Below are 25,632 nucleotides of genomic sequence, written 5' to 3' on the forward strand. Positions count from 1 at the left end.
GACTCTTCACCTCGCCGGCGGCAGCGCCCGCGGCACCAGGAGCTCGTGTGACTGCCCTTGATCTCGTGCGCATCATGCGCGCCAACCTCAAACTGCTCGCTCTCGCTGCCTTGATCGGCACGCTGCTCGCTGCGGGTTACACCCTGACGCGCCCGACGCTCTATTCCGCCAGCTCAACGGCACAGGTCATCGCGGGAAACTCGATCGACGCCAATTCCGCCGTGCTGTCGCAGCAGCTGTCGACGGGCCGCGCCGGCTACTACGCACAGCTCGCGAGCAGTTCGGGTGTGGCGAACCGTATCGCCGAGGAGTCGAAGGGCAGCCTGCGCGCCGGCGAGTTCTCGGTGGTCGGAGCCTCCAGCGAGGGGTCTGCGACCCTCACCTTGACCGCGTCCGCGGCGACGCCCGCCAAGGCTCAACGCGCCGCTGACCTGGCCCGCACAGCGCTCGCCGACGAGGCCAAGTACCTCGAGACGGTCGGCACGGAGGCCAAGACATCGGTCTACCGTGTCTTCCCCCTGACGGCGGCTGCTCGCCCGTCTGCACCGTCGTCACCGAACTGGATGCGCAACCTCATGGCAGGCGCTGCCATCGGTCTGCTTGCCGGGATCGTCCTCGTCGTTCTGCGTAAGCAACTCGACTCGCGCATCCGCCACACGAGCGAGGTCGAAAAGCTCACGGGCTCCGGTGTGCTCGGCGTCATCCCGAAGGCGCCGACGCTCCAGTCGAGGCGTCGTGGTGGGCTCGGTGAACTCGGTACGACGGCCGAGGCATTCCGCATGCTGCGCACGAACCTGCGGTACATCTCCACCGAACGGCCACCGCGCTCACTCGTCATCACATCGGCCATGCAGAGCGAAGGTAAATCGACGGTCGCGGCCAACCTGGCACGTGTGCTCTCCGCAGCCGGCCAGAGCGTGGTGCTCGTCGACACCGACCTTCGTCGTCCCACCGTCCACGAGACGTTCGACCTCGAGAACCTGGTCGGTCTCACCGAAGTGCTCACCGGCCAGGCGCCGCTCGCATCGGCGATCCAGCAGGGCGACCACAAGAACCTCGCCGTGATCACCTCCGGCCGCGTGCCCCCGAACCCCTCGGAACTGCTCGGTTCGCGCCGTATGAGCGCGGTCATCGAAGCCCTGGGCGAGGAGTACTTCGTCGTGCTCGATGCTCCCCCGCTACTACCCGTCACCGACGCCGGCCTCCTCGCCGTCGCCGCCGACGGTGCCGCCGTCGTGTACCAGCACGGCCGCACGCACCGCGAGCAGGTCGGACTGTGCGCCAAGATTCTCGAGCAGGTCGGCGCGCACTACTACGGCTCCATCCTCAACATGACCCCGCCCAAGCAGATGGGCAGCACGATCTACGGCTACGGCGCCGGCAACTACGGCGGCGCCACTTACGGTTACGGCTACGGCAGCAGCGAGGATCCTTCGGCGGCCACGGCGCCCACCCCGTCCCCCGAGGTTCGCGACCTGACTCTGACGGAGGGACGATCGTCCGCGGATCTGCCGGGCAAGGAGGACGCTGCACGTCTGAGGCAGCCTGCTCCTCAGGCCCCGACGCCACCTGAGCCCGCGACTGCGGTTCGCGCTCCGAGCGCCCCTTCCCGAGCGGGAGCCTCCGAGGCGTCCGGGCCGAATGTCGCTCCGCATGGTCGGCAGTCCGGGGAGGCACCCAGCCCCCAGGGGCCCCGCACCCGCCGCGCCCGACGTCGAGCGGATCTCGGCGAGTGACCAGTTCTGCGCCGAGCGTCATCATGAATTGAGGGAGCGGACACCGAACCGGTGTCCGCTCCTTCAGTTTCAGGGCCCCTGTTGTCGGCCCCACCGTGCCGGCTCGGGATGTTGGTCTCAGCTCGTGCCTTACCCGCGTTCGTTCATCATCTCGTCGATGACGGCGTCGAGCTTCGCGTGGAAGTGCGCCTCACCGAAGCTGGCCGCATGGTCGATGATCTCGTCGGCGTCCCAGTCGTGGGCCTCGATCTCGTTGAGCGCTCTGGCGATGTCGGCCGCACGCGCTTCGTCGAAGAACACCCCGGATCGTCCTTCGACGACGCTGTCGAGGTAGCCGCCGGCGCGGAGCGCCGCGACGGGCTTACCGAAGACCCCGGCTTCGAGGGGCGTGAGCCCGAAGTCCTCGAAGGACGGCGCGATAACCGCGCGCGCGTGCCGGTAGGCCCAGCGCAGCTGACGGTCTCCCACGTTGGAGACGATGCGGACGTTGTCGGGGGCCTGCGCCTGCAACTGCGCGTCGAGCGGCCCGGCGCCGACGATGAGGAGTTTGTGGTCACGTTCGCGTACGGCCTCGATGGCCTGGTCGACGTTCTTGTAGGGCATGAGGCGCGAGACAACCAGGTAATACCCGTCGGCCACCCACTCCTCGATGTCAGGAAGCGGCTCCAGCAGCCCGTCCGGGCTCACGCCGAAGGGCGGGAAGACCACCTCGGCGTCGAAGCCGTAGGCATTCTTGATTCGCTCCGCGATGACCGTCGAGTTCGCCAGGTACCGATCAGCGCCGGCAGCGGCGCGCTTGTCCCAACGCGACAGCGCCGGGGTGAGAGCCGCGAGGATCCACCCGATGAGGGAGCGATGGGCGTCGGCACCGAGGTAGTCGTCGCGGCGGTAGAGCCAACGGGCCGGCGAGTGGCAGTAAACGAGCTTCTGCCCCGTGGTCCGGAAGCCGTGCGCCCAACCGCTCGAGGAGGCCACGAGGACGTCCGCGTCGACGCGGACGCGACTCGATGCCCACGCGAGCAACGGCAGCGCCGCGCGGTGGTGAGTGCGCAGGAACCGGATGCGGTTCAGGGGCGACGTGACGATCGTGACGTCACGAAACTCCGGATACGTCGTCTCGGCGTTGTAGAGCGTCGTGTAAAGAACCGCATCGGGGAACATCCGCGTGAGAGCGAGCACGACACGCTCCGCTCCCCCGCGCTGGGTGATGTAGTCGTGCGCGATCGCTATACGAGGGTTGGTCATACGGCCTCCAAGGCTGCAGCCACGGCAGCCGCCGGCTGCACCTTCGGCTGCTGCCAGCCTGTCGTCGGTGGTTCCCCCCACTCTGCAAGGTCATATCGTGCCCAGCAGTCACGCACCCACGTCGGTGGGTTCGGGTGCGTCACCCAGGCGGGGAGGCCGCGCGTGGCGGCCTCGAGAGTGCCCGTCGAGAAGATCGAGACGACCGGGCGGCGCATCTCGACGAGCGGGAGCCCACTCGTCTCGAACGTCACGCCGCGCTGGCGCATGACGCGATGGAGCGCTCGCGAGACGAGGTCCTTCTCGTTCGGGTGCGGGCGGTAGTCGCTCTCGACCTCGCGGGCGAAGCGAAGGTAGGTGGCGAGGGCCTCACGCCGCCCCAACTCGGTGCCGTGCAGCTGGCCCAGGACGACGGGACGTTCGTCCACGACATCAAGGGTCGGTGCGGCCGCTGCCTGCCAGAGCAGTTCGGAGCCGACGACGTCGACGGTCACGTCGGGGCGCCGATGGGTCCACACCTCGGCGTCGGCGTCGCACCACGCCAGAACCCGAGCGCCCGTAGAGGCTGGTGGCGACCAGGGCGTGAGCAGGCCGTGCTGAACGAGGAAGAACGGGACATCTCGCTCGAGCGCCCAGGTCTGGATCTGCTCGCTGAGGGGCAGGTACGCACCGAGGGAGGCCACGGCTCGAATCGTTTTTGGCAGCATGTCCGCAGTCGTGAAGTCGAGGTCCTCACCCGCGTAGGCCGCAGGGATCTCGATGCCCGCGGGGGCCAGACATGCCGTCGTGCTGGGATCGAGGAAACGCAACGGCTCTCGAATTGCGGGGTCATAACTCGGGGTCGACCTGTCGAGGACGACGAGAACGCGCGGATCATCGGGGAGATACAGGCGCGCCGCGAGACCACCCGAAGAGTTGGATGGCCGTGCCGTATTTTTCAGACGTCGCATTCCGCGTTCGGCGCGGCGCTGAGAATCGGACCACCTGCGCCACTCGTGCAGGTCCTCGTGTTGCAGGGTCACCCGGGCATTTTAAGCCCCAACGGACGTCGGCACTACCGCCCAGTTCGGACGTGACGCGGACCGCACCCGCATACTGAACGCGTGATTCTGCCGCCGTCGCGCCCAGGCGTCCTCCTCGAGGCCCCGACGCTCGTTCTTTCGCCGCACCTCGACGATGCCCTTCTCAGCGCGAGCACCTTCGTGCTCGGCCCCCCGTGCGACGTGTGGACGGTGTTCGCCGGTCGCCCCAATCCGCCGCGCACGACGGATTGGGACGTAGCGTGCGGCTTCCCCGACTCGGACGCCACGATGGCCGCCAGGCTTGCGGAGGACATCGCAGCGTTTGCGGGAACGCCCGCGCGCGTTCGCCGGCTCGACGCCTGGGACGGCGCGTATGTCGAGCGCGACGTGCGAGCCAGGCAGCTGGGCGAGGTTCGAGCCCAGATCGAGGAATGGCTGGACACGCAGGCGCGGGACGCGGTCCTCCTGGCGCCTGCCGGCGCCGGCGTCGAGGTGCCCGATGCTCCGTGGGCTGGTCTGCAGCGACGCGTCGGCCGCAGACGCTTGAGTGTCGCCGCCCCGGTCGGCAGCAACGGCAACGGCGAGGAGAACCCACGCCTCGAGCCGACGACGGCGGGGACGGCACAGGCACGCGGCGCCGGCGCGACGCGCCCCGTGAGGTCAGCGGCGCGGACGGTTGGCCGATTGCCTCTCGCCCTGGCGGGACGGGCTCTGCACGCCGAGTACACGCTCCGTCGTCGCCGCGCGACCGCGGGGGGCCGCCTGGCGCCGAACCCCGACCATCTCGCGCTGCGCGACCTCGCCCTGGCCCTCGCGGCGGAGCGCCCCGACACGCAGGTCGTGCTCTACGAGGAGCTGCCGTACCTGTGGCACGGCTCCGCGGACGACGCCGTTGCAGAACTCTGCGACAGTCGCGACCTCGTCGCCACGCCCTGGAGCGAGCAGGTCGACACCGACGCCAAGTTCGCCCGCCTGCGCGCATACACGTCCCAGATGCCGGTGATGGACACCGCCGGCCGTCTGCTCGCCGCGAGGCATCTCCCGACACGAGAGCGTTACTGGCTGCTCACGCCGTCGTCGAGGCCGACGCCGAGCTGAGGCGTGACCGGTCGGCGGAGCACGCGAAAGGTCAGCATGCCGACGGCCTGGCCGAGACGCAGCCCGGTGCGGGAGGCCACCGCGCGTCGGACCTCACCGTCGGTTCCCGGCAGTGCAGCCCTGGCGGCGAGGGCCGGCATCTTCGAGAGGTCGATGAACCAGTTGGGGTCGCGCAGATGTGGCGACGCCGACCACAGCGCGTGGCGCGCGCACAGCGCGATGTGCATGCGCCCGGCGTCGTAGGCACGCTTGAACGCGGCGCCGTCGGAGGCCCGTCGCCGCTCGGCCAGAGCCATGCCGGAGTGGCGCGCGATCGCGCGACCACTGCGGACGATGCGAAGTGCGAGGTCGTTGTCCTCAGCGCCGGGGAAGAACGTCTGGTCGAACCCCTCCAGCTCGAGGAAGACCTGGCGGGTCATCGCACACGCACCGCCCATGAGAATCGGGTAGTCGTGATCGGCGGCATCGATCGTCAGGGCCGGGTCGGAGCCAGCGTCCAAGAGATGCCACAGGTGTTCTCGTCCCCGGTCGAACTCGGCAGCGGGAACAGGACGCACGACACCGTCGACGACCGGGACGGTGTGCAGTGCGTCGACGGCCGAACGAAGGAAGTGCGGCCCGACGCAGTCGTCGGCGTCGACGAAGACGATCACGTCACCCCCAGTGGCCGAGACCCCGACGTTGCGCGCATAGGAGGTGCCCTGCGCACGATGCGCCTCGACGACGCGCACATCGAGGCCATTGCGACGCCATTCGGCCACGATCGACTCGGGCGACCGGCTCGAGCGGTTGTCGACGACGACGACGTCGAAGGCCGGAGCCTCCACCTGAGCGCACAGGGCCTCCAGCTGGAGAGGCAAGGTCGCGTGAGCCTCGTGGAAGGCGATGACGACCGAGAGGCGGGGTGGTTGCGCGCGTTCGGTCGGGCGTGACATGCGCCTAACTTATCCTTGCCGAATGCCTGAGTTCACCCCCGCAGTGATCCCCGCACGGGGCGGATCCAAGGGCGTCCTGCGCAAGAACGTCAAGCCGCTGCAGGGCAAGCCGCTCATCGCCTGGACGATCGAGCAGGCCCTCGCGACGCCCGGTGTCGTGCCCTACGTCTCCACCGAGGATGACGAGATCGCTGCGGTCTCCCGGGCGGCTGGGGCGCGCATCATCGAGCGTCCCGATGAGCTGGCACAGGACGACACCGCCTCCGAGCCCGTCATCGAGCACGCCATCGACGTCGTGACGCGCGAGGAGGGGCGCAAGCCGGAACAGGTGATGTTCCTCCAGGCCACCTCTCCCCTGCGTCTGGCCGGAACGTTGGAGCGCTGCCTGACGGAGTTCGCGGCCTCAGGCGCCGACTCGATGGTGGGCGTCGTTCCGGCGGAGATCTTCCTGTGGAGCGGCGCGCCGGCAGTGCGGGCGCATTATCCGTACGAGGCTCGCCCCCGGCGTCAGGACATCACGCCGGAGCAGATGCGGTACCGCGAAACGGGCTCGCTCTATCTCACACGGACAGAGATCTACGAGCGCCACCACAACCGTCTCGGCGGCCGCATCGAGTTGTTCGTCATGGATCCGCTCGAAGGTATCGACATCGATGCTGAGGAGGACTTCGTCGTCGCCGAGCACCTCCTCCGCCGCGCAGCGGAAGAACGAAGCGTTCCCGAACTCTGAACGGCGCGAAGCCGATTCGGCTCCCCGCCGTCGTGGTCATGCAGCGCTAGGACGCTCGGTAGAATGCACCTCGGGATGCTCGCGGATCAATGTCGCGCATCGCGCGCAGGAAACCCGACGCTTGGAGAAGTATGACGACGATCGACCGCCTCACCGGGCCCTTCGTGGTGGCGGGCCAGGAAACCATCCTGGCGTCGCTCAACAAGATCGGCGAGAACAAGGCGGGCATCGCCTTCTGTGTCGACAGCCGAGGCATCCTCATCGGCTCCTTCTCCGACGGTGACTTCCGCCGGTGGGTGACACAGGCCTCCCCCATCGACCTTCAGCGTCCTGTGTCGGACGCCATGAACCCCGACTGCGTCAAGGTCGCCTACGGTTCCGAAGCCGATCACATCGCTGCGGCCTTCCGGCCGGGCGTCGAGATCGTTCCCCTGGTCGACGAGCGCGGTCATGTCATTGGGGTGGCGCGTGAGGACGCCGGCCCGATGCGTATCGGGCGGCACGTCGTGGGCGAGGGTCACCCTTCGCTCGTCATCGCCGAGATCGGCAACAACCACCAGGGCGACGTGGACCTGGCGAAGCGACTCGTCGACCTCGCCAAGGAATCCGGTGCCGACGCGGTGAAGTTCCAACTGCGTGACCTCTCCACGCTCTATCGCCAGGGAGACGTCGCCTCCAGCGCCGGCGAGGATCTCGGCCCGCAGTACACGATGAACCTGCTGGCCAAGTACTCCCTCACGCCCGAGCAGATGATCGAGGTGCTCGATCACTGCAAGAGCGTCGACATCGATGCGTTCTGCACGCCTTGGGACGAGCCGTCGCTCGAGGTGCTCGCCGACTACGGTCTGCCGGCACTCAAGATCGCGAGCGCCGACCTCACGAACCACACCTTGCTCCGCGCCTGCGCGGCGAAGCATCTGCCTTTGCTGGTGTCCACAGGCATGTCGACCGAGGACGAGATCGCCGCGAGCGTCTCAGTGCTGCAGCGCGCGGGCGCGCAGTTCGTGCTCCTGCAGTGCCAGTCGACCTACCCGGCGCCGTACAAGGACGTCCACCTGCGCTACATGGATCGCCTCGCCGAACTCGGTGAGTGCCCGGTCGGGTACTCGGGTCACGAGCGCGGCATCCACGTGCCGATCGCGGCGGTGGCGCGCGGCGCACACGTCATCGAGAAGCACTTCACGATCGACAAGACGCTCGAGGGCAACGACCACCAGGTCTCGCTGCTTCCCGAGGAGTTCGCCGAGATGGTGGCCCGCATCCGCGAGGTGGAACTCGCGCTCGGTAACGGCGAGACGCGCGCCGTCTCGACGGGCGAGCTAATGAACCGCGCGAACCTCGCGAAGTCGCTCGTCGCCACGCGCCCGCTGTCGGCCGGCGAACAGATCACGCGTGACGCGGTGAGCATCAAGGCGCCGGGGCGCGGATTGCAGCCCAACCGCCTCGAGGAGCTCGTCGGGCGCACCCTGCGTCGTCCGATCGAAGAAGGCGACTTCTTCTACGCCACGGATCTGACGGACGCCGTCGCCGAGGGGCGGGCGTACTCGTTCAACCGCCCGTGGGGCCTGCCTGTGCGCTACCACGACGCGCGCAAGCTGCTCGGCACTGGCGAGCGCGCGACGAACCCGGACTTCCTCGAGTTCCACCTGTCCTACCGCGACGTCGAGATGGACGAGCGGGCCATCGGCGAACTGTTCGGCTCGAAGTTCACGGGCATGTTCCACACCGTCCACTGCCCCGACCTGTACGCAGGCGACTTCATCATCGACCTCGCGAGCAGCGACGATCAGGTGTGGGAGCGCTCGATCCACGAGGTGCAGAAGGTCGTCGGGATCACCCGCGACCTCGGTCGCTGGTTCGACGGCACGGACGAGCCGGTCGTCATCTGCACGATGGGCGGCTTCACGCGGGACGCCTTCGACGCTCCCGAGGCACGCACGGCGAAGTACGAACGCATCGCGCAGGCGCTCGAGCGCATCGACGACGACGGCGTGCGCCTCACCGCGCAGACCTTGCCGCCGTACCCGTGGCTCATGGGCGGCCAGCAGCACCACAACCTGTTCATGGACGTCGACGACACCGTGTGGTTCTGCGAGCAGTTCGGCCGACGCCTCACGTTCGACCTGTCGCACTCGAAGCTCGCGGCGAACTTCACGCGCAAGCCGTTCAGCGAGTACCTCGAGAAGCTCGCGCCCCTGACGGAGCACCTGCACATCGTCGACGCCGAGGGCGTTGACGGCGAAGGCCCCCAGATCGGTGACGGCGAGATCGACTGGCCCACCACGGCGCAGCAGCTGGACCGCCTCGCGCCGGGCGTGCCGTTCATCCCCGAGATCTGGCAGGGTCACGTCAACAACGGCGAAGGCTTCTGGACGGCGCTCGAGCGCCTGGAGACGTGGTTCTGAATGACTGACGGCCCTCCCCCCACGGCCAGCGGCCACGTGGAACCGTTGGCGCTGTGGATCGCCCCGGTCTCCAACCTCGCCGGGGTGGCCAGGCACATCATCGACACCGCTCGCGCTGGATTGCCGGGATGGCGGCTCGTCGTCGCAGCGCCGGAGGGGCCTTTGCTCGATGAGTTGCGCGCGCTCGGCTGCCCTGTCGTGCCGTTCGAGGTCGACCAGCCGGTTAACCGGGCCGTGGCTGACCTGCGCGACATCATCGGCAAGCTTTCGCCGACGATCGTGCACTCGCACCTGGCCAAGGCGGACTTCCTTTCCGCCATGGCGACTGTCGGCATGCCGGTGACTCTCGTGTCGACCGAGCACCACATTCCCGAGGACCCTTCGGCCCTTCACAGTTCGCGAACGAAGGCCGTCACCCGCCAGATGGCGCACCACGCGCGTATCCGACGCTTCACCCACCTTCTCGCGGTGAGCGACTCGACGAAGCGTGACATGCTGCGCTACTGGAAGCCGAGCGTGCCCATCACGGTCGTCAAAAACGGCGTCGACCGGCCTGACGCCGTGCTCGAGCGCCGACCCGGCCTGCGGCTGCTGTCGCTCACTCGGCTCGACCGTGAGAAGAACCTCGAGATGACGCTGCGTGTCTTCGCCGGCGTCCTCGCGAAGCACCCCGAAGCGACGCTGACGATCGGCGGTACCGGGCCCCTCGAGAACGAGCTTCGCGCTTGCGCCCGCAAGCTGGGCGTCGACCACGCCACGACCTTCGCCGGATTCATCGACGCGAACCGTGCGATGGCGGAGCACGACGTTCTGCTCCAGCCTTCGCGAGCCGACAATCTCTCCTACACGCTGCTCGACGCCGTGGCCGCAGGCATGGGCGTCGTGGCGAGCAACATCGGTGGCAATCCCGAGATCCTCCCCGGGCACGCGCTCGCTTCCCTCGATGACGACACGGCGATGGTCGATGCCGTCGTCGAGCAGGGTCTCGATCTGTCGCGGCGTCCCTGTCTTCCGGAATCCATCCCGACGGTCCGAGAGATGGCGGATCAGGTTCTGCAGGTCTACGCGGGCCTTCAGAGCAAGAAACTTCCGAGCGATCCCCCTCCCGGCGGGCGCCGCATCGCGCTGCTGTCCAACCAGGGCGAAATCGGCGGTGGCGAAGTCATGCTCCTCGCCATCGCGGAAGCCGCCCGAGAGTTGGGTCACGACGTCACCGTCGCCGCACCCGCGACTCCGTCCAAGGTCGCCGACACGGCCCGCGCGGCCGGCTTCGTGGTCGAGCCCATCAGGGGCGAGGGCGCCCGCTCGTACGCCCAAAATCTTCGTTCGTGGGCGCGTCAGCATGACGCGAACCTCCTCTGGTGCAACGGCCTTCGACCGGCGTTCGCCACGGCCGGCCTCCCCCGCCGTGTGGTCCACCTTCACCAACTGCCCGCAGGGAAGACAGCGTTGGCTGCCCGTGCCGCGCGGCACGGAGCACTCGCGACAATCGTGCCGTCCCACTTCGTGGCCGAACGGCTGCCAGGCTCGAAGGTCCTCGAGAACTGGGTCGCGCCAGTTGAGGTGGTCCGTACAACGCCACCCCGGGTTCCTCGCGTCATCGGCTACCTCGGGCGCCTGTCCGATGACAAGGGCGTGGGCGTGCTCGCCGAAGCGGTCGAAAAGGTGATCGCTGACGGCCATGATGTCCGGCTACTCGTCGCCGGGGAGGCGCGCTTCGTGGACAGAGCAACGGCAGCACGCATCGAAGCCAGCCTCAACCGACTCGGTGACCGCGTCGAACGACGCGGCTGGATGGATCGGGCAACGTTCTTCAGTGAGGTCGACTTGGCCGTATTCCCCTCGGTTTGGGAAGAGACGTTCGGTCTCGTCGCTGCGGAAGCCATGGCCGCGCGGTGCCCGTTCGTCGTCTCCGACGCGGGCGCCCTGCCTGAGGTTGTCGGCGCCGACTACCCGTTCGTCGCCCGCGCCGGGAACCCCGATGCACTGGCGGATGCACTCGTTCGCGCGTTGGGAACAGATGGAACGTCGGTGACCGAAAGCTCTTACGTTCGGTGGTTTGAGCGCTACTCACCCGAAGCCGGGCGAACACGCCTCTCCGTGCTCTTGGACTCCGTTCTCGGGGAGGTGCAGCGCTCATGACCAGCGCCTCCCTCGTCATCCCCACACGCGGTGGCGCCCAGCGGCTACCCATCCTCTTCGACGCCCTTCGCCACCAGACCCACACCGATTGGGAGGCCCTCGTCGTCATCGACGGCGACATCGACGACTCGGCGGCCGTCGTCGAGCGTTACGGCGACCTGCCGCTGCGTGCCGTCGTGCTTCCGGAGAACCGGGGACGCGTTTCCGCGCTCAACGCCGGCTTCGAGGCAGCCGAAGGTGATGTGCTCATCCGGTGTGACGACGATTTCGAGCCGGCCCCCGGCCATGTCGCAGCCCACGTGGCTGCCCACGAAGCACACGTCTGTGGTGCCATCGGCCTGCCCCTCAACATCGCGCCCGAGAATGCGTACATGCGTGTCTACGGACGTGACGCCGACGAGCGCAGCCGACGCGACGCCTATGCCACCGCGCCGGACGAGCGCTGGAAACTGTGGGGCGGTAACACGTCCGTGCGGCGCGAGACCTTTGCCGAGCTCGGCGGTTTCGACACGCGCTATCGGGGATACGGTTGGGAGGACGTGGATTTCGGTTACCGGCTCCACAGTCTCGGGCTTCCGATCGAACTGGTGCCCGACGCAGAAGTGCGTCACCACATGGCGTCGGTGAACACCGTCGCTCGCGCGAACCGTGCTCTGATGTCGGGCAAAGCCCGCCACACCTTCGACCGCCTTCACGGGCAAGGGTCGTCCGGCTCGTCCCTGCGGGCACTCTCCTCGCCGTGGAACGCGGCCGTCGTCGCTGCGTCGCGAACGATGACACCCACCACCACGCCCGTCATCGCCGAGGCTGTCGACCGCCTCATCGGCCCGCTGCCGAACAGCATCGGCCGCAAGCTGGTCGCCCTGACGGTCGAGGCTGCCGGGGCGTCCGGCTACCGCTCGGGTCAGGACCGAACATGACCTCGGCAACAGGCCCGGCAACCCCGGCAAAGCGCTCGATGATCCAGGACGTTCGCTACCTCCTCGGCACGTTCACCCCTGCCGATCGACGACGCTTCGTCCTCACCGGCCTCGTACAGTTCGTGCTCGCAGCGATGGACCTCCTCGGCGTCGCGGCGATCCTCCCACTCATGCAGATCATGATGGGAGCGCCCCTCGACGAAGGAACCCTCGGCGCCCTGCATTCGCTGCTCGGCAAGCCTTCCCAGCACACCTTCGTGCTCCTCCTGGCCGGCGGGATGATCGCGACCTTCGTCCTGAAGGCCGTGCTGGCCCTCTGGCTCACGTGGTGGAGCGCGCGGTACGTGGCCCGGCTGCAGACACAGACTGCTCGTCGGCTTCTCGGTGCCTACATGTCGGAAAGCTTCCTCACGCACCGTCGCCGCAACACGGGTGAGCTCATCCGGAACGTCGGGACCGCCGTCACCGACGCTCACGCGCGTGTTCTCGGCGGGTTCCTGTCCGCCCTGAGCTCGTTGCTGTCCATCGTCCTCATCGTGGTGCTCTTGCTCGTGGTCTCCCCTGTGCCGACGCTGGTCGCCGTGCTCTACTTCGGTACCGCGGTTCTCCTCCTTCAGCGTCTTCTCGGACCCGCGAACCGCAGAGCGGGCAAGGAAGCCCAGCACACCTCCTGGGTGAGCAGCCACGCTCTCGTCGATGCGATGCACGGCTTCCGCGAGGCTGTTCTCCACAACGCCCGCGGGTACTTCGTCGACAAGTTCGACGTCGCGAACCGCCGAACCGCAGAGGCATCGATGCGGGCCAACTACTACTCGACGCTGCCGAAGTACGTCCTCGAACTCGTGACGATGGTGGGACTCACAACCTTCATCGTGGTCACGATCCTCACCGGTTCTGCGGATCAGGCGATGCCGACGATGAGTCTCTTCGTCGCGGCGACGGTCAAGATGTTGCCGCTCATGGTCGCTCTGACCGCGACTTTCGGCTTCATCCGTGTGGGCAGAGAGGGTCTCGCCATCACCGTCGACTCGCTGCGGAGCCTCGACGACGGCGTCGCGCGGGCTCCCCGACGTCAAGGCTCTGCCCCGGCCATGGCCCGGGGAGGTGGAGCCATCGCGGTGCATGACGTGAGCTTCCGCTACCCCGACGGTGACGCCGATGTCCTTTCCCACATCTCGTTGCGAGTGCCTTCCGGCTCGTCCCTCGCCCTGTGCGGTATCAGTGGTTCGGGCAAGACGACTCTCGTCGACATCATCCTCGGCCTCATCACCCCCACCTCGGGGACGGTGACGTTCAACGACGTGCCGACCGACACGGCAGGTGACGCGTGGCACGACATCGTCGCTTATGTCCCTCAGGACGTCTACATCACCGATTCGACGTTGGCGGGCAACGTGGCCTTCGGCCTTACGGCGGAGGAACGTGACGAGGCGAAGGTGCGCGAGTGTCTCGAGCGTGCGGCCCTCGGTGGCCTGCTCGACAGCTTGCCCGAGGGCTTGGAGACGCTCGTCGGCGAACGCGGTACGCGCCTCTCGGGCGGTCAGCGCCAGCGCATCGGCATCGCCCGTGCCTTGTACCGTGACCCGCAGGTCCTCGTGCTCGACGAAGCCACCTCCGCTCTCGACAACGAAACGGAACACCAGATCACGGCCACGCTTTCCGCTCTGCACGGACACATCACCACGATCCTCGTGGCGCACCGCCTGTCGACGGTGCGCGATGTCGATGCCCTGGCCTTCCTCAGCGAGGGGCGGGTCGCCGCGCTCGGAACCTTCCGGGAGGTCGTGGAGGCCTCGCCCGAGTTCGCGCGACTCGTCGCTCTGGGCAATCTCGACGGTAACGGCGCGCGCGACGACAGCGCCTCCACCTCGTAGGACTACGCCGAGGCCACGTCGCGAGTCGCCTGTAGGTACGCGTGCCCGAACTCGTTCGACGGCTCGAGCACTGCGCCCTCGGCCCACTCGTTCCACGCGTTGATGAAGACAATGCGCTCGTGGACGGTCCGCTCTGACACCGCCTCGGCCGCAGCGAGGAGCCACCGTCGGTAGAGGTAGGGGTTCGCGCCGACCCACAGGTGTGCCGACTCCTGGCGGCGAGGTGTGTTGTCCCACGCCGTCATGACCCCGGGGAAATGGTGATCCGCAATGTCCGGAAGCCGCCGGATGTCGTGTCTCACCATGCCCCAGTACGACAGGAGTTGCCCGGTGAATCGTCGGGAGACCTTCGCGCTGACGCCGCGGGCGCCCACGTATTCCTTCGAGTGCGGTGGGAACGACATGGTGCCGTCCAGGCATTCACGCGTCGGCCCTTCGAGCGCACCGTACTCGACCCCGACAACGAAGAGCTCCAGCCCGTGCTCACGCGCCGTCGCACGCCACTGCTTGAGCACCGACACGAAGTTCGGGATCGAATCAGGTCGGTAGACGCTGACGAGCTTCTTGCCCTGGACCGTCATGTAGTCGTTGTGCAAGAGATACGGCAGAGCATCCTCGACGAAGCGTTCAGCGGGCACGTTCGCGTAGTCCTGTTCCAGGAGAACAGACCGGGTGTCCCCGTCCCACGATCGTGTCCAGTTCTCGTTGGCCCACATGATGCTGAACGGCTGCTCGAGCTCACCCGCCTTGATGTGCAGGTCCAGCGGGAGATCGAGAACGCGACGCCCCGAGAACCAGTAGTGGTAGTACATGAATGCTTCGACGCCCGCTTCCTTGGCCAAGCGCGACTGAGCGGATCGCGTGCCGTCGAGGCGGAGATCGTAGAAGCCGAGGTCCTCCGGCAGCTTGGGCTGAAAATGCCCCGGATAATTGGGAACCGCAGATGCGACGTTCGTCCACTCGGTGAAGCCCGGACCCCACCACTCGTCGTTCTCGGGAGTGATGTGGAACTGCGGCAGGTAGAAAGCGACCAACCGAGGGTGAAGTCGTTTCTGGGGTGCGGATCGGACCTCGCACGACTCGACGATCGGAGCGTCACCCGCTTGCGCCAAAGTGGCCAGCAAGGTGAGGAAATGGAATTCGTCCGGGACGAGCTCCGGCGACATGCCCAGCCCGCGCAACCCCTGGAGCAGGAAAGCTCGACACGTTAGGTTCAACGACTCAGGCCGACGCTCCGCGATGCCCGACGTTTCCCACTGGCGATCGCGAAGCACGCTCCGCACCCAACGCCGGTGGGCGGACGACGAACTGACGAGGGCACGAGTCACGCCTCCGACGTGCGGATCGGCGCACGCCTCCAGAGCGTGGGCAGCCTCGCCCTTGGCGGCGTCGAGAACGACTGTGGCTGTCTCGTATCCGTTCAACAGCCCCGAGTTGGCTGCGGCCAGCAGGATCTGGGTAGGCGACCAGCCGTCGGGCGTGAAGCGTGCCCAAGGTGAGGACGAGGTCACGAGGTCCACCACGTCCACATCGCCACGCTCGGCTGGCGCCGGCATGCCGCGGTCGAGCCAGATGATGACGTGGGCGTGCCGAGGCGTCCGCTTCACCGTCCGCCATCCGGCAGGAGCCAAGGACGAGCTCCGCCGCTGAGGAACAAACATCAGACGGCTCGCCGAGCGCCCCCGGAGGGCCAATAGCTTCGCCCTGCGGGCGGCCGCGTTCCGGGTTGCGCGCTCGTTCCGCGGGTTTACAGCGTCACGAATCAGCCCAAGGCTCTCGCGTACACTACCCATGGGTTCTCCGTCCCCTCGAGGAGTTGTCAGTCACCACAAACTTTCCAGCTGCTTCGCACGGTGGGTGAGTGTGTGCTCGGCGAGGGTGCGACGACGTGCCGCTTCCCTCAATGCAACGAAGCCTTCCGGTCTTGCCTCCGCTCGGCGGGCGATCTCAACGAGTTCCTCGGCGTTCTCGAACACCAACACTTCCTCGCCAGTAACGTAAACCTCGCTGACGTCGGCTCGGTCCACGAGCTGCACGCCGCCGCTGCCGGCAGCCTCGAACGTGCGCATCGTGAATCCGTCCTGGTCGCCGTGAATGTTGAGCGTGGCAATCGAGTTCCGCATGATCGCGTGTGCGACGGGTCCCGGCGTGTCACGACCGTTCGGCAAACCACTGGAGGAAAGGCGCCACGTACGAGCACGATCGAAGGGATGGTCCGACCACCCGCGTCCCCACGCACGCACCGGGATTCCTGCCTCGTGCAGGGCAAGAAGCGCGCCGTGACGCTTGGGAGATGGCGCGCCGAGAAAGCTCACGACACCGATTCCCTCGGTGCTCGCATTGGGCTCGGCCGTGTCGTCATAGCCGAGCGGAACGTGGAGTGCCTCGATCCCCTCGGCCACCAAAGCCTGCACGTCGAGTGGGCTGTAGCTCGCGATGCGCGCGTACTTCGAAACGAGCGAAGCATCGAACGCCGTCCTCCGCATCTCGTCGTACATCCACACGACCACGGGTCGCCCACCTGCGGACGCGACCTGCCAGAACTCCTCCGTGAGCGTGTCGCCGCGAACGACGAGGACGACGTCCGGCGCCACGTCGCGGACGCGCTCGGCCGCCCGCCGTGAAGAGGTGTCCGCGGATTGGTGCGCGTCGCCCCCGACGAGCTTGGTCGGCAGCTCGTAGCGCAGCTTGTTCCAGACCTTCTCGGCCGTCGAGTCAACCGCGTCGTAGCAGTACGTCACGGCGTCGTAACCGAGCTTCTCGAACGCTCGCGCGATCGCTGCGTGGTAGCCGTGGAAGCTCGGCGACACGATGAGCATTCGCCGCGTCATGCGGTCACTCCCAATTCACGCGCGGGCACTCCCCCGACAACAGCGCCCGCAGCAACGTCACTAATCACCACGGCACCAGCGGCGACCGTGGCCCCGTCCCCGATCGAGACACCGCCCAGCACGACGACGTTCTGGCCCAGGAACACGTCGTCACCAATGGTGATCGGTCCCGTCCCGTGAACCTGGTGTCGGTCGCGGCGGTCGTGGTCGGTCGTCGAGACCATGACGTTGTCGGCGAAGACGCAGCCGCGTCCGATGACCACGGGGTCGATCGAATGCAGGTGTGCGCGGTGTCCGATGTAAGTGTCGTCTCCGATCCGCAAGGCCGAGACCTCGTTCTCCGTGGCAAGCCACGCACCGTCACGCACCAGCACGTCGTCGCCGAGGTGGATGCGATCAACGCCCCGGAGATACAGGGGTGCCATGATCACGCTCCCCGCACCGAGCCCGCCGAATGCTCGACGCAGAATCGGCGCCCGGAGTTGGGCCCGGCGATAGCGCAGGCCGGCGCCCTTCTCCACGAGAAGTTGTGCCACGTTCATCGACGGTTCCTCCAGGCATGACGGACAAGAGAGATCTGACGCTCGTAGCCGCCGCGGGCGTCCACGTGGCGCCCAGCGAGCGCACGCGCCGAGTTCCACGCAAGGTTGACCACGGCCGCGGAGCCGAGCCCGAGGGCGAGGCCGGGCCCGCCGTGCCACTTCTCGTGGTAGCGCAGACGCGCGTCCATGAGCCACTGCGAGCGCCGAGCAGAATCGGACGATCCGCCACCGATGTGGCGAATGAGTGGGGCGGGCAGAATGACGGTTGGGAGGCCGCGACGATGCAGGCGGCGCTGGAGGTCGACTTCTTCACAGTTCATGAAGAAGTCCTCGTCGAAGCCACCGACTGCGCGGAAGGCATCCGCCGGCATGAACAGGCAAATGCCCGTTGCCCAGTCCGTCGGCATGGCCACTGGCGCGTCCCACGAACTGAGGTCGTTACCGAGTTGCTTCTCGAACCACGGCCGACCGTGGAAGCGCGCAAGCGGCTCGAGGTTCTCGAGGACGACGTGGCGTGGGCGCGGCCAGAGCCGTCCGACGCAGCGCGAACCGAACGGCTCCTCCACGCGGGTGGCGACGACGGCCGGCATCCATGGCTCCGCGCCGTCGACCAGCTCGGCGAGGAAGCTCTCCTCGATCGTGATGTCGCTGTTGAGTACGAGCAGGAGATCGTGCTCGGCAACCGCGACGCCGGAGTTGACCGCCGAGCCGAAACCCCCGTTGCGGTCGCGACGAACGACGTCGCACCCGTCGGCTGTGAAGGGCTCAGGGGACGCGTCATCACTGACGATCACCTGAACGGCTCCTTCGTAACGCTGTGCGGCGAGCTGCGCGAGGAGATCACGCGTCGGTTCCGGGGCGCCGTAGTGCGGCACGACGATGCTGAGCGCCGGTCTCACAGTGTGGCTCCTCGGCTCGGTGACGGCTGGTGCTTCTTGGGTGAGGTCTGCTCCGGATCGACGAACTCGAGATGCTGCCAGGCCCACACGTCGTCACGCTCGATCGGTGTGCCGAGGCGGTACGCGACGGCGATGCCGAGGATGAGGAAGGCAGCAGGCGTCATGAGGGTCTCACCGAGCTTCCACGCGCAGACCATCATGGCGATCGTCGCGCCCTCGGCGACGAGCAACTCGCGACTGATGTGCAGGCGACGATCGAGGAGCCCGACGCCGAGCAGGAGGAACGCCCCTGTGACGATCCACAGGTTCGGATAGCCACCCTCGACGAAGGCCTGGACGTAGGAGTCGTGGAACCACTGCGGTCGCGTTCCGATGACGACCTGGCCCTCGTTGAGCCCGAGTCCGTACCAGGGAGTGATGTCAGCCTTTGACTGCATCGCCAGTTCGACCTGTTCGCGATACCAGTCACTTCCCGTGCGATCACCGAACACCTTCGACTCGGCCAGGTTGTTCACCGCCCACGTCAGGGTGACGAGGCCGAGGGCCGCGTAGATGAGCCGATAACTGACGCCCACCCGATTGCGGAACGCCAACCAGGCAAGTGCTCCCAGGTAGGCAGCGATGGACGTGCGCGATCCCGTGGCGAACAGAAGCCCGAAGGAGACGACGATCCATGCGAGGCTCGTGAAGCGACCTCTCAAGGCCAGGAGCCCGAGAATGCCCCAGACGACGTAGTACAGGCCCGCGACGTTCTTGTCGCCGTAGAAGCCGGTGAGATACGGGGGATAGTTGTTCGGTGTGAGGCCGGCGTAGAAGAGCGGAACGTTGACCACGGCACCCAGGCACCCGCCGATGACGAGCGAGCGCACGTTGATGCGCCCCGTGGCCAACACGGAGCACAGGAGCAGAAGCAGGGCGAACTTGCCGATGCGCTGCGTCCAGGGCTGGCCGTTGAGCATCGACACGACCACGAGGAACACGAGCAGCGCCATGCCGAGGAGAAAGAGCAGGCTGCCCCATTTCACCTTCAACGTCGAGGGCCGAAAGACACCCACGGCGATGACCGCCACCGCCGCGGCCACACCGCCCGGCAGCGTCGCGGTGATCGGGTAGCCCGCCCACATGAAGAGGAACCCGAGAAGGCAGTCGAGCAGCACGATGGGGCCGGCGAAGGTGCGCACGCTGTGCCCGACGGCCAGGAGACGCCGCTCGAGGGCACCGGATGGGGCGTCGTGGACGGACCTGTGCTCCTCCATCGCGCCCGGCTCTGCTGGGTCGCGCACGCCTGGGCTATCACCCCTGACGCCGCCGCGGACGTTCGCACCGCCTCCGTCTGAGAGAAGGCGGCCCCACGCAGACTCCTGCTCGAAACGGGTCATGCCGTCACCTCGTCGAGAAGGCGGACATCGAGCAGATGCGGCACGAAGGCCTCGACATCGCACCGGACAGCGGTGACATCGACTTCGTGTTCTCCTGCGATGCGGTCCGCGACCTGCTCCGTCGAGGCCGCCCCATCGGCTGCCTGCCAGATGACGTAGCCGTGGACGGACAGGCCGTGCGGCTCGCGGCTTCCGACGCGAAGGGCCCAGAAGCGCTCGTGGGTTTCGTCGTAGGTGACGGCGACGTCACCAGGGATTCGCCAGGTCATCGTTGCCCCTGCTTGCGTCGTCGTCGCGCGGAGCTGACGAGGTCGCCGACGGCTGTGCGCAGACGGAGGCGGTAGGCGTGGGCGTACTCACGGGTCGTCGGTTCGTGCCCCAGATCGAAGCGCAGCAGGTCTGCGTTGACGGAGACGAGACCCCGAAGAACGAGCATCTTGGCACGCACTCCTGTGGCTGCTTCGTAGCGGCCCCACCACTCCTCCCAGCGGCTCTGCTCGCCACGGACGAAGTAGCGCCACAGTGCGTACCCTGGTCGGCTGCGGAAGTTTTCGAGCTGGCCCAGGGCAGCCGCGAGCGCGAGCTCGGCGTCGAATTGCTTCGCGAGGTCACGGATACGACGACGGGTGGCCTCGTCGGAGTCGGCCCAACCCGCCTCGAGGTCACGTGTCGAACCAGACCCGCTGCGTGCGTGGTGAAGAAGGAGAATGAGTCGCTGATCGTCCAAGGAGGGCACCGGACACGGAACCTCGGCGATCGACATCTCCTCGTGCCGACTCCAGAGGGTTTCGAAGGCTTCGACAGGCGACACCTCGAAACCAGGCCAATGCCGGTGCAGGTCGATGAGCCCCAGTTCGTGGCGCATGTTGGTGGCGTGCCCGAACGCCGAGCCCTCCTCGAAACCGGTCAGCCTCTCCCACCCCAGGGTGGAAAGGGCGTCGAGGAACGGAGCCACGTCGTCCGGATGAACGAGGACGTCGACGTCGAAGCTCGTTCCGTGCCCACGCCGAAGACCCTCGTGCACCGCTGCGCCCTTGAGGTGCAGCACGCGGACACCGCACTCCTGCGCCACGAGTTGGACGTAGCCGTGCAGCAACTCGAGGCGCACCCGATCAGGCACGTCGACTGCTGCGCCCGAGGCCTCTGCGCCCTTGCCGTGACCTATCTGAACCATGCCGGTCCAGCGCAAGAGGTGAGGCCGCGGCGGCCGAGCTCGTCGAGAGCAGAATCCCAGGCGCTCGAGTCTGCCCCCGGCACCTCCCACGAACGAGTGATGAAGTCGGTGACAGCGTCCTCACTCGAGAGGGAGGGTAAGGGCGCACCCGAGGAACGCAGCGCCGTGAGGTCAGCGACAGCGTGGTCGATGTCTCCTGCGCGGTGGACGTCCACATGTTCCGGAGGCGGACTCTCCAGAGGCGCTGCACGCCGTGCCGTCTCAGCCAGGTGGGTGAGGGTCATCCGTTCTCCCGTGCCGGAGTTCAGCACGCGCGGCGTGCCAGGCGCGGTCGGATGTTCGACCAGCCAGGCGATGAGCGCTGCGACGTCGCTCACGTGGACGAAGTCGCGCGTTGACGTTCCGTCGCCGTACACGGAGAGGGGACGCCCTTCACGCAGGCGCGCAAGGAAGGCTGCAAGCACGCCGGTGTACGGGTTGTGGAGGGCTTGCCCGAACCCGACAACATTCTGCGGGCGAACGACGTCCACAGGAATCTCGCGGGCGTACTCGCCGAGAAGCTGCTCGCCGAGCGACTTCGTCTCGCCGTAGACGGAGACGGGGCGGTGCGGGTCGCTTTCACGCGACGCGGCCGGCACCGCCTTCGCACAACACGGCTCGGCATAGGAGTCGCCGTGTTCCGGGCAGGAGAAGCGTCCGTTGCCGTAGACAGCTCGCGAGGACATCGCAACGAGGGGCACGCCCCAGGCGCGCGCGGCCTCCGCTGCGCGTCGGGTGCCTTCGACGTTGACGAGCCGGTAACGATCCTGCTCGTACATCGACTGGCCGGTACCGGTCTCAGCGGCGAGATGGACGACCGCCTCGGGGCGATCGAGCCGGCCCCAGGCATCCGGGTCACTCACGTCAGCGCGGATCACTTCGCCGGGAAAGCGCGACGCGGCCGCGTCAGGGTCCGCGTGAACCTGTGCACTGAGCAGATCGAGCGCAACCACGTCGTGCTCAGGCGTGAGCGCCCGAACGAGGTACTGCCCGATGAAACCGGTGCCTCCGGTGATGAGGATCGCCATGGTGCCTTCCGGTCTGACGTACGGGAGAGTCCAGTTTAGGCGTCGTCGAACCACTCCGAAACCAACGGTCTCAAGCGCGGCGCAGGCTTTCCGCGAGCGCGAGGCAATCGTCATAGTTCGGGAGCAGGCCCTGAGCAGCAGCTTCCTCGAGATTCGGCGCCGCGGCGTCCTTGGCCGAGACCACAGGCTCCAGGTCGGCAGGGAGGTCGAGGCCCACGCGGGGATCGAGCGGGTTGATGCCGTGTTCCCCCGTCGGGTTGTACGGCTGCGAGCACAGGTACACGGCCGTCGAGTTGTCTTCAAGGGCGACGAGGCAGTGCCCGAGACCCTCGCTCAGGTACACCGCCACACGGGAGTCCGTGTCGAGTCTCACGCTCTCCCATTCACCGAACGTCGGTGAGCCGACGCGGATGTCCACGACGAAGTCCAGGAAAGAGCCACTCACCGCAGTGACGTACTTGGCCTGTGACGGGGGAACGTCGGCGAAGTGGATTCCACGCACCGCCCCGCGGGAGGAGACGGAGATGTTCGTCTGCACGACGCGCATCTCGTGGCCGATGTGTTCGGCTAGCTTGTCGCCGCGGAAGCCTTCCATGAAGACACCGCGGTCATCGGGGAACTGGCGTGGAGCGACGCGGTAGGCGCCTTCGATTCGCAGCGGCGTGATTTGCACGGGTCAGTACACCTTCGGCATGGGTCGGGGGTCGGACGCGATACGGGTGAGGTACGTGCCGTACCCGCTCTTCTCCAAGGGCGCGGCGAGATCGAGCAGCTGCTCGGTGGTGATCCAGCCGTTGCGCCAGGCGACCTCCTCGATGCAACCGATCTTGAGGCCCTGTTGCTGCTCCACGACGGAGACGAACTGTGAGGCGGTCATGAGGCCCTCGAACGTACCCGTGTCGAACCACGCCGTACCGCGCGGCAGCACCTCGACGGTGAGTGTTCCCTCGTCGAGGTAGGCCTCGTTGAGCGACGTGATCTCGAGCTCTCCTCGCGGGCTGGGCTCCAGCGCCTTCGCGCGCTCGACGACTGTGTTGTCGTAAAAGTAGAGGCCCGGGACGGCGAAGTCCGACTTCGGCTCCTTCGGCTTTTCCTCGAGAGAGATCGCTGTACCGCTCTCGTCAAATTCGACAACGCCATAGGCGGTCGGGTTGGTCACGTGGTAGGCGAAGATGAGGCCCCCCTCGGAGGGGATACGGCGCTGGAGCGCCGTCCCCATTCCCGCACCGTGGAAAATGTTGTCGCCGAGCACGAGGCCGGCACTGTCACCGTCGAGAAATTCCTCGCCGAGGATGAATGCTTGCGCAAGCCCGTCCGGCGAAGGCTGCACCGTGTACTGGATGTTCATTCCCCAGGTGGTCCCATCACCCAGGAGCCGCTGGAACTGCTCCGCGTCATGCGGCGTCGTGATGACGAGGATGTCGCGGATGCCCGCCATCATGAGCGTCGAGAGCGGGTAGTAAATCATCGGCTTGTCGTAGACCGGCATGAGCTGCTTGCTGATGCCGCGGGTGATGGGGTGAAGCCGTGTGCCCGAGCCCCCGGCCAGAATGATGCCCTTCATGCGGTTGAGCATACTGGCCCGGCGATGCCGAAGTCCTCGAAGATCGGGATGGCGCCCGCCCCCCGTATACTTCCCGCCATGCGAGTTCTCGTCACCGGTGGAGCCGGATTCATCGGCAGCAACTTCGTCCACCTCACCCGCACGGAGCGACCCGACGCGCAGATCACGGTGCTCGACAAGCTCACCTACGCGGGTACGACGCGCTCGCTCGACGGCGTCATGGACGACATCACCTTCGTCGAGGGTGATGTGGCCGACCGCGAGCTCGTCGACCGCCTCGTTGCTGACTCCGACGTCGTCGTGCACTTCGCGGCGGAGAGCCACAACGACAACTCGCTCGCCGACCCGTGGCCGTTCGTCGACACGAACGTGCTCGGCACGGTCTCGCTTCTCGAAGCGGCGCGCAAGCACGACGTGCGCTATCACCACATCTCCACCGACGAGGTCTACGGCGACCTCGAACTCGACGACCCGGCGCGCTTCACCGAGGCCACGCCCTACAACCCGTCGAGCCCCTACTCCTCGACGAAGGGCGCGAGCGACCTCCTCGTGCGCGCCTGGGTGCGGTCTTTCGGGGTCAAGGCCACCATCTCGAACTGCTCGAACAACTACGGCCCTCGCCAGCACGTCGAGAAGTTCATTCCCCGCCAGATCACGAACATCATCGACGACGTGCGCCCGAAGCTCTACGGCGACGGTCTCAACGTGCGCGACTGGATTCACGTGGACGACCACAACTCGGCCGTATGGGCCATCATCGAGCGCGGTCGTATCGGCGAGACGTACCTCATCGGCGCCGACGGCGAGGAGAACAACAAGACCGTCGTCGAGTCGATCCTGACGACGATGGGCAAGGACGCCGGCGACTACGACCACGTCACCGACCGTCCTGGTCACGACCGGCGCTACGCGATCGACCCGACGAAGCTGCGTGACGAATTGGGTTGGGTGCCGAAGTACACGACGTTCAGCGATGGACTGTCCGCCACCATCGACTGGTACCGCGAGAACGAATCCTGGTGGCGTCCGATGAAGGACGAGACCGAGGCGAAGTACGCGAAGACGCAGAAGATCGAGAAGCGTTGAGCCGCTGGGTCATCACCGGCGGAACGGGGATGTTCGGCACCGACCTCGCCGCGGTGGTTCGCGAGAGCGGGCACGAGGTCACGGCTTTGGGCTCGGCTGACTGCGACATCCGTGACCTCGAGGCCGCGCGAGCAGCCGCGGCCGGCGCTGATGTCGTCGTCAATGCGGCCGCCTACACCGCCGTCGACGCCGCTGAGTCCGACGAAGCCGCCGCCTTCGCCCTGAACGCCGTCGGTGCGCGCAACGTGGCCCGCGCCGCCCGCGGGGCGGGGGCACGTCTCGTGCACATCTCGACCGACTACGTCTTCGACGGCGGGGACAGCGAGCCCTACGCCGAGGACGCCCCCCAGGCCCCGCGCTCGGCCTACGGAAGGACCAAGGCGGCCGGCGAGTGGGCTGTGCGAGCCGAACATCTCGACGCCCTCATCGTGCGTACCGCATGGCTCTACGGCGAGCACGGCCCCAACTTCGTGGCGACGATGCTCCGCCTTGCGAAGACGCACGAGACGCTGAACGTTGTAGATGATCAGCATGGTCAACCGACGTGGACCCGCGACCTCGCGCGCTACGTCATCGACCTGATCGAGGCCAAGGTCCCGGGCGGGTACTACCACGGCACGAGCAAGGGCTCGACGACGTGGTACGAGTTCACGCGCGAGATCTTCCGCCTGAGCGGCCTCGACCCCGAGCGCGTCAACCCCACGACGAGCGAGGCATTCCCTCGGCCCGCGCATCGACCTGCGAACAGCGTGCTGGCGCATTCAGGCGGTCCACCTCGTCCGGAGTGGCACGTTTCCCTCGCGGCCTACCTCCGGTCGACCTGCCGAGTCGGCGCACGCTAGGCCAGGGTCGCCATCGACCCTCCCACCGGCCGGATGTGACAAGAAACACATCGTTCTCGGAACCGTTCCAGGAGAGACCACTTGAGCCGGGAGCTCCCCTCCCGTCGCCCATTTGGTCGGACGTCATGCTTAACGCGCCCTACA

22 protein-coding genes are annotated in these 25,632 nt (G+C 67.1%); 9 read left to right on the forward strand and 13 right to left on the reverse strand.

Annotation, left to right across the window (positions count from 1 at the left end; all coding sequences use genetic code 11):
* Positions 1-47 precede the first annotated feature (47 nt).
* Positions 48-1,736: a polysaccharide biosynthesis tyrosine autokinase gene (locus tag EVU97_RS07155; protein ID WP_129664650.1), complete on the forward strand. Its 1,689-nt coding sequence runs from the start codon at positions 48-50 to the stop codon at positions 1,734-1,736.
* A gap of 129 nt (positions 1,737-1,865) precedes the next feature.
* Here EVU97_RS07155 and EVU97_RS07160 read toward each other — a convergent pair whose 3' ends face one another.
* Together EVU97_RS07160 and EVU97_RS07165 are read right to left on the reverse strand one after the other, a co-directional pair.
* Positions 1,866-2,981: a glycosyltransferase gene (locus tag EVU97_RS07160; RefSeq protein ID WP_129664652.1), complete on the reverse strand. Its 1,116-nt coding sequence runs from the start codon at positions 2,979-2,981 to the stop codon at positions 1,866-1,868.
* Positions 2,978-4,000, reverse strand: a complete 1,023-nt coding sequence (locus EVU97_RS07165; protein WP_047311834.1) for a hypothetical protein — start codon at positions 3,998-4,000, stop codon at positions 2,978-2,980. Before EVU97_RS07165 ends, EVU97_RS07160 begins: the two co-directional genes overlap by 4 nt.
* 81 nt (positions 4,001-4,081) lie before the next feature.
* Between EVU97_RS07165 and EVU97_RS07170 the strand changes: the two genes are divergently transcribed.
* Positions 4,082-5,098 (forward strand): hypothetical protein, encoded by a 1,017-nt coding sequence (locus EVU97_RS07170; RefSeq protein ID WP_129664654.1) that lies wholly within the window; start codon positions 4,082-4,084, stop codon positions 5,096-5,098.
* Here the strand turns inward: EVU97_RS07170 and EVU97_RS07175 are convergent.
* A complete protein-coding gene (locus tag EVU97_RS07175) occupies positions 5,056-6,033 on the reverse strand; it encodes a glycosyltransferase family 2 protein (protein WP_129664656.1) in 978 nt (325 codons plus the stop codon). The genes EVU97_RS07170 and EVU97_RS07175 overlap by 43 nt on opposite strands.
* A 22-nt stretch (positions 6,034-6,055) precedes the next feature.
* Between EVU97_RS07175 and EVU97_RS07180 the strand changes: the two genes are divergently transcribed.
* From EVU97_RS07180 to EVU97_RS07200, 5 genes are all read left to right on the forward strand, one after another.
* Positions 6,056-6,763, forward strand: coding sequence for a cytidylyltransferase domain-containing protein (locus tag EVU97_RS07180; protein ID WP_129664657.1), 708 nt, complete (start codon positions 6,056-6,058; stop codon positions 6,761-6,763).
* Positions 6,764-6,894: 131 nt separating this feature from the next.
* Positions 6,895-9,168 carry an N-acetylneuraminate synthase family protein gene (locus tag EVU97_RS07185; protein WP_129664659.1) on the forward strand — a complete coding sequence of 758 codons (2,274 nt, stop codon included), beginning with the start codon at positions 6,895-6,897 and terminating at the stop codon, positions 9,166-9,168.
* On the forward strand, positions 9,169-11,310 hold the full coding sequence (locus tag EVU97_RS07190) for a glycosyltransferase (RefSeq protein WP_129664661.1): 2,142 nt from the start codon (positions 9,169-9,171) through the stop codon (positions 11,308-11,310).
* A complete protein-coding gene (locus tag EVU97_RS07195) occupies positions 11,307-12,230 on the forward strand; it encodes a glycosyltransferase family 2 protein (RefSeq protein ID WP_129664663.1) in 924 nt (307 codons plus the stop codon). The genes EVU97_RS07190 and EVU97_RS07195 overlap by 4 nt, the downstream gene beginning before the upstream one ends.
* Positions 12,227-14,104 carry an ABC transporter ATP-binding protein gene (locus EVU97_RS07200; RefSeq protein WP_129664665.1) on the forward strand — a complete coding sequence of 626 codons (1,878 nt, stop codon included), beginning with the start codon at positions 12,227-12,229 and terminating at the stop codon, positions 14,102-14,104. Before EVU97_RS07195 ends, EVU97_RS07200 begins: the two co-directional genes overlap by 4 nt.
* A gap of 2 nt (positions 14,105-14,106) precedes the next feature.
* Here the strand turns inward: EVU97_RS07200 and EVU97_RS07205 are convergent, their stop codons facing one another.
* The 10 genes from EVU97_RS07205 to rfbA form a co-directional block, all read right to left on the reverse strand.
* Positions 14,107-15,711: a glycoside hydrolase family 99-like domain-containing protein gene (locus EVU97_RS07205; protein ID WP_165357905.1), complete on the reverse strand. Its 1,605-nt coding sequence runs from the start codon at positions 15,709-15,711 to the stop codon at positions 14,107-14,109.
* A gap of 216 nt (positions 15,712-15,927) precedes the next feature.
* Positions 15,928-16,935, reverse strand: a complete 1,008-nt coding sequence (locus EVU97_RS07210; RefSeq protein WP_129664669.1) for a glycosyltransferase — start codon at positions 16,933-16,935, stop codon at positions 15,928-15,930.
* A complete protein-coding gene (locus EVU97_RS14960; RefSeq protein WP_165357906.1) occupies positions 16,932-17,456 on the reverse strand; it encodes a DapH/DapD/GlmU-related protein in 525 nt (174 codons plus the stop codon). The genes EVU97_RS07210 and EVU97_RS14960 overlap by 4 nt, the downstream gene beginning before the upstream one ends.
* Positions 17,457-17,473: 17 nt before the next feature.
* Positions 17,474-18,376 (reverse strand): glycosyltransferase family 2 protein, encoded by a 903-nt coding sequence (locus EVU97_RS07220; RefSeq protein WP_165357907.1) that lies wholly within the window; start codon positions 18,374-18,376, stop codon positions 17,474-17,476.
* A complete protein-coding gene (locus EVU97_RS07225) occupies positions 18,373-19,659 on the reverse strand; it encodes an O-antigen ligase (RefSeq protein WP_129664673.1) in 1,287 nt (428 codons plus the stop codon). The genes EVU97_RS07220 and EVU97_RS07225 overlap by 4 nt, the downstream gene beginning before the upstream one ends.
* A gap of 92 nt (positions 19,660-19,751) precedes the next feature.
* Positions 19,752-20,024 (reverse strand): PqqD family protein, encoded by a 273-nt coding sequence (locus EVU97_RS07230; RefSeq protein ID WP_129664675.1) that lies wholly within the window; start codon positions 20,022-20,024, stop codon positions 19,752-19,754.
* Positions 20,021-20,929, reverse strand: coding sequence for a nucleotidyltransferase family protein (locus EVU97_RS07235; RefSeq protein ID WP_129664677.1), 909 nt, complete (start codon positions 20,927-20,929; stop codon positions 20,021-20,023). The genes EVU97_RS07230 and EVU97_RS07235 overlap by 4 nt, the downstream gene beginning before the upstream one ends.
* On the reverse strand, positions 20,917-21,996 hold the full coding sequence (locus EVU97_RS07240) for an NAD(P)-dependent oxidoreductase (protein ID WP_129664679.1): 1,080 nt from the start codon (positions 21,994-21,996) through the stop codon (positions 20,917-20,919). The genes EVU97_RS07235 and EVU97_RS07240 overlap by 13 nt, the downstream gene beginning before the upstream one ends.
* 70 nt (positions 21,997-22,066) lie before the next feature.
* Positions 22,067-22,669, reverse strand: coding sequence for a dTDP-4-dehydrorhamnose 3,5-epimerase family protein (locus EVU97_RS07245; RefSeq protein WP_129664681.1), 603 nt, complete (start codon positions 22,667-22,669; stop codon positions 22,067-22,069).
* Between the two features lie 3 nt (positions 22,670-22,672).
* Positions 22,673-23,560: a glucose-1-phosphate thymidylyltransferase RfbA gene (rfbA, locus tag EVU97_RS07250; protein ID WP_047312156.1), complete on the reverse strand. Its 888-nt coding sequence runs from the start codon at positions 23,558-23,560 to the stop codon at positions 22,673-22,675.
* A 78-nt stretch (positions 23,561-23,638) separates the two neighbouring features.
* On the opposite strand from rfbA, the gene rfbB reads away from it, so the two are divergent.
* Positions 23,639-24,646 carry a dTDP-glucose 4,6-dehydratase gene (gene rfbB, locus EVU97_RS07255; RefSeq protein ID WP_129664683.1) on the forward strand — a complete coding sequence of 336 codons (1,008 nt, stop codon included), beginning with the start codon at positions 23,639-23,641 and terminating at the stop codon, positions 24,644-24,646.
* Positions 24,643-25,488: a dTDP-4-dehydrorhamnose reductase gene (gene rfbD / locus EVU97_RS07260; protein ID WP_129664685.1), complete on the forward strand. Its 846-nt coding sequence runs from the start codon at positions 24,643-24,645 to the stop codon at positions 25,486-25,488. The genes rfbB and rfbD overlap by 4 nt, the downstream gene beginning before the upstream one ends.
* The last annotated feature ends 144 nt before the right edge of the window (positions 25,489-25,632 follow it).

Source organism: Dermacoccus sp. 147Ba, assembly GCF_004151355.1.
GTDB lineage: Bacteria > Actinomycetota > Actinomycetes > Actinomycetales > Dermatophilaceae > Dermacoccus > Dermacoccus abyssi.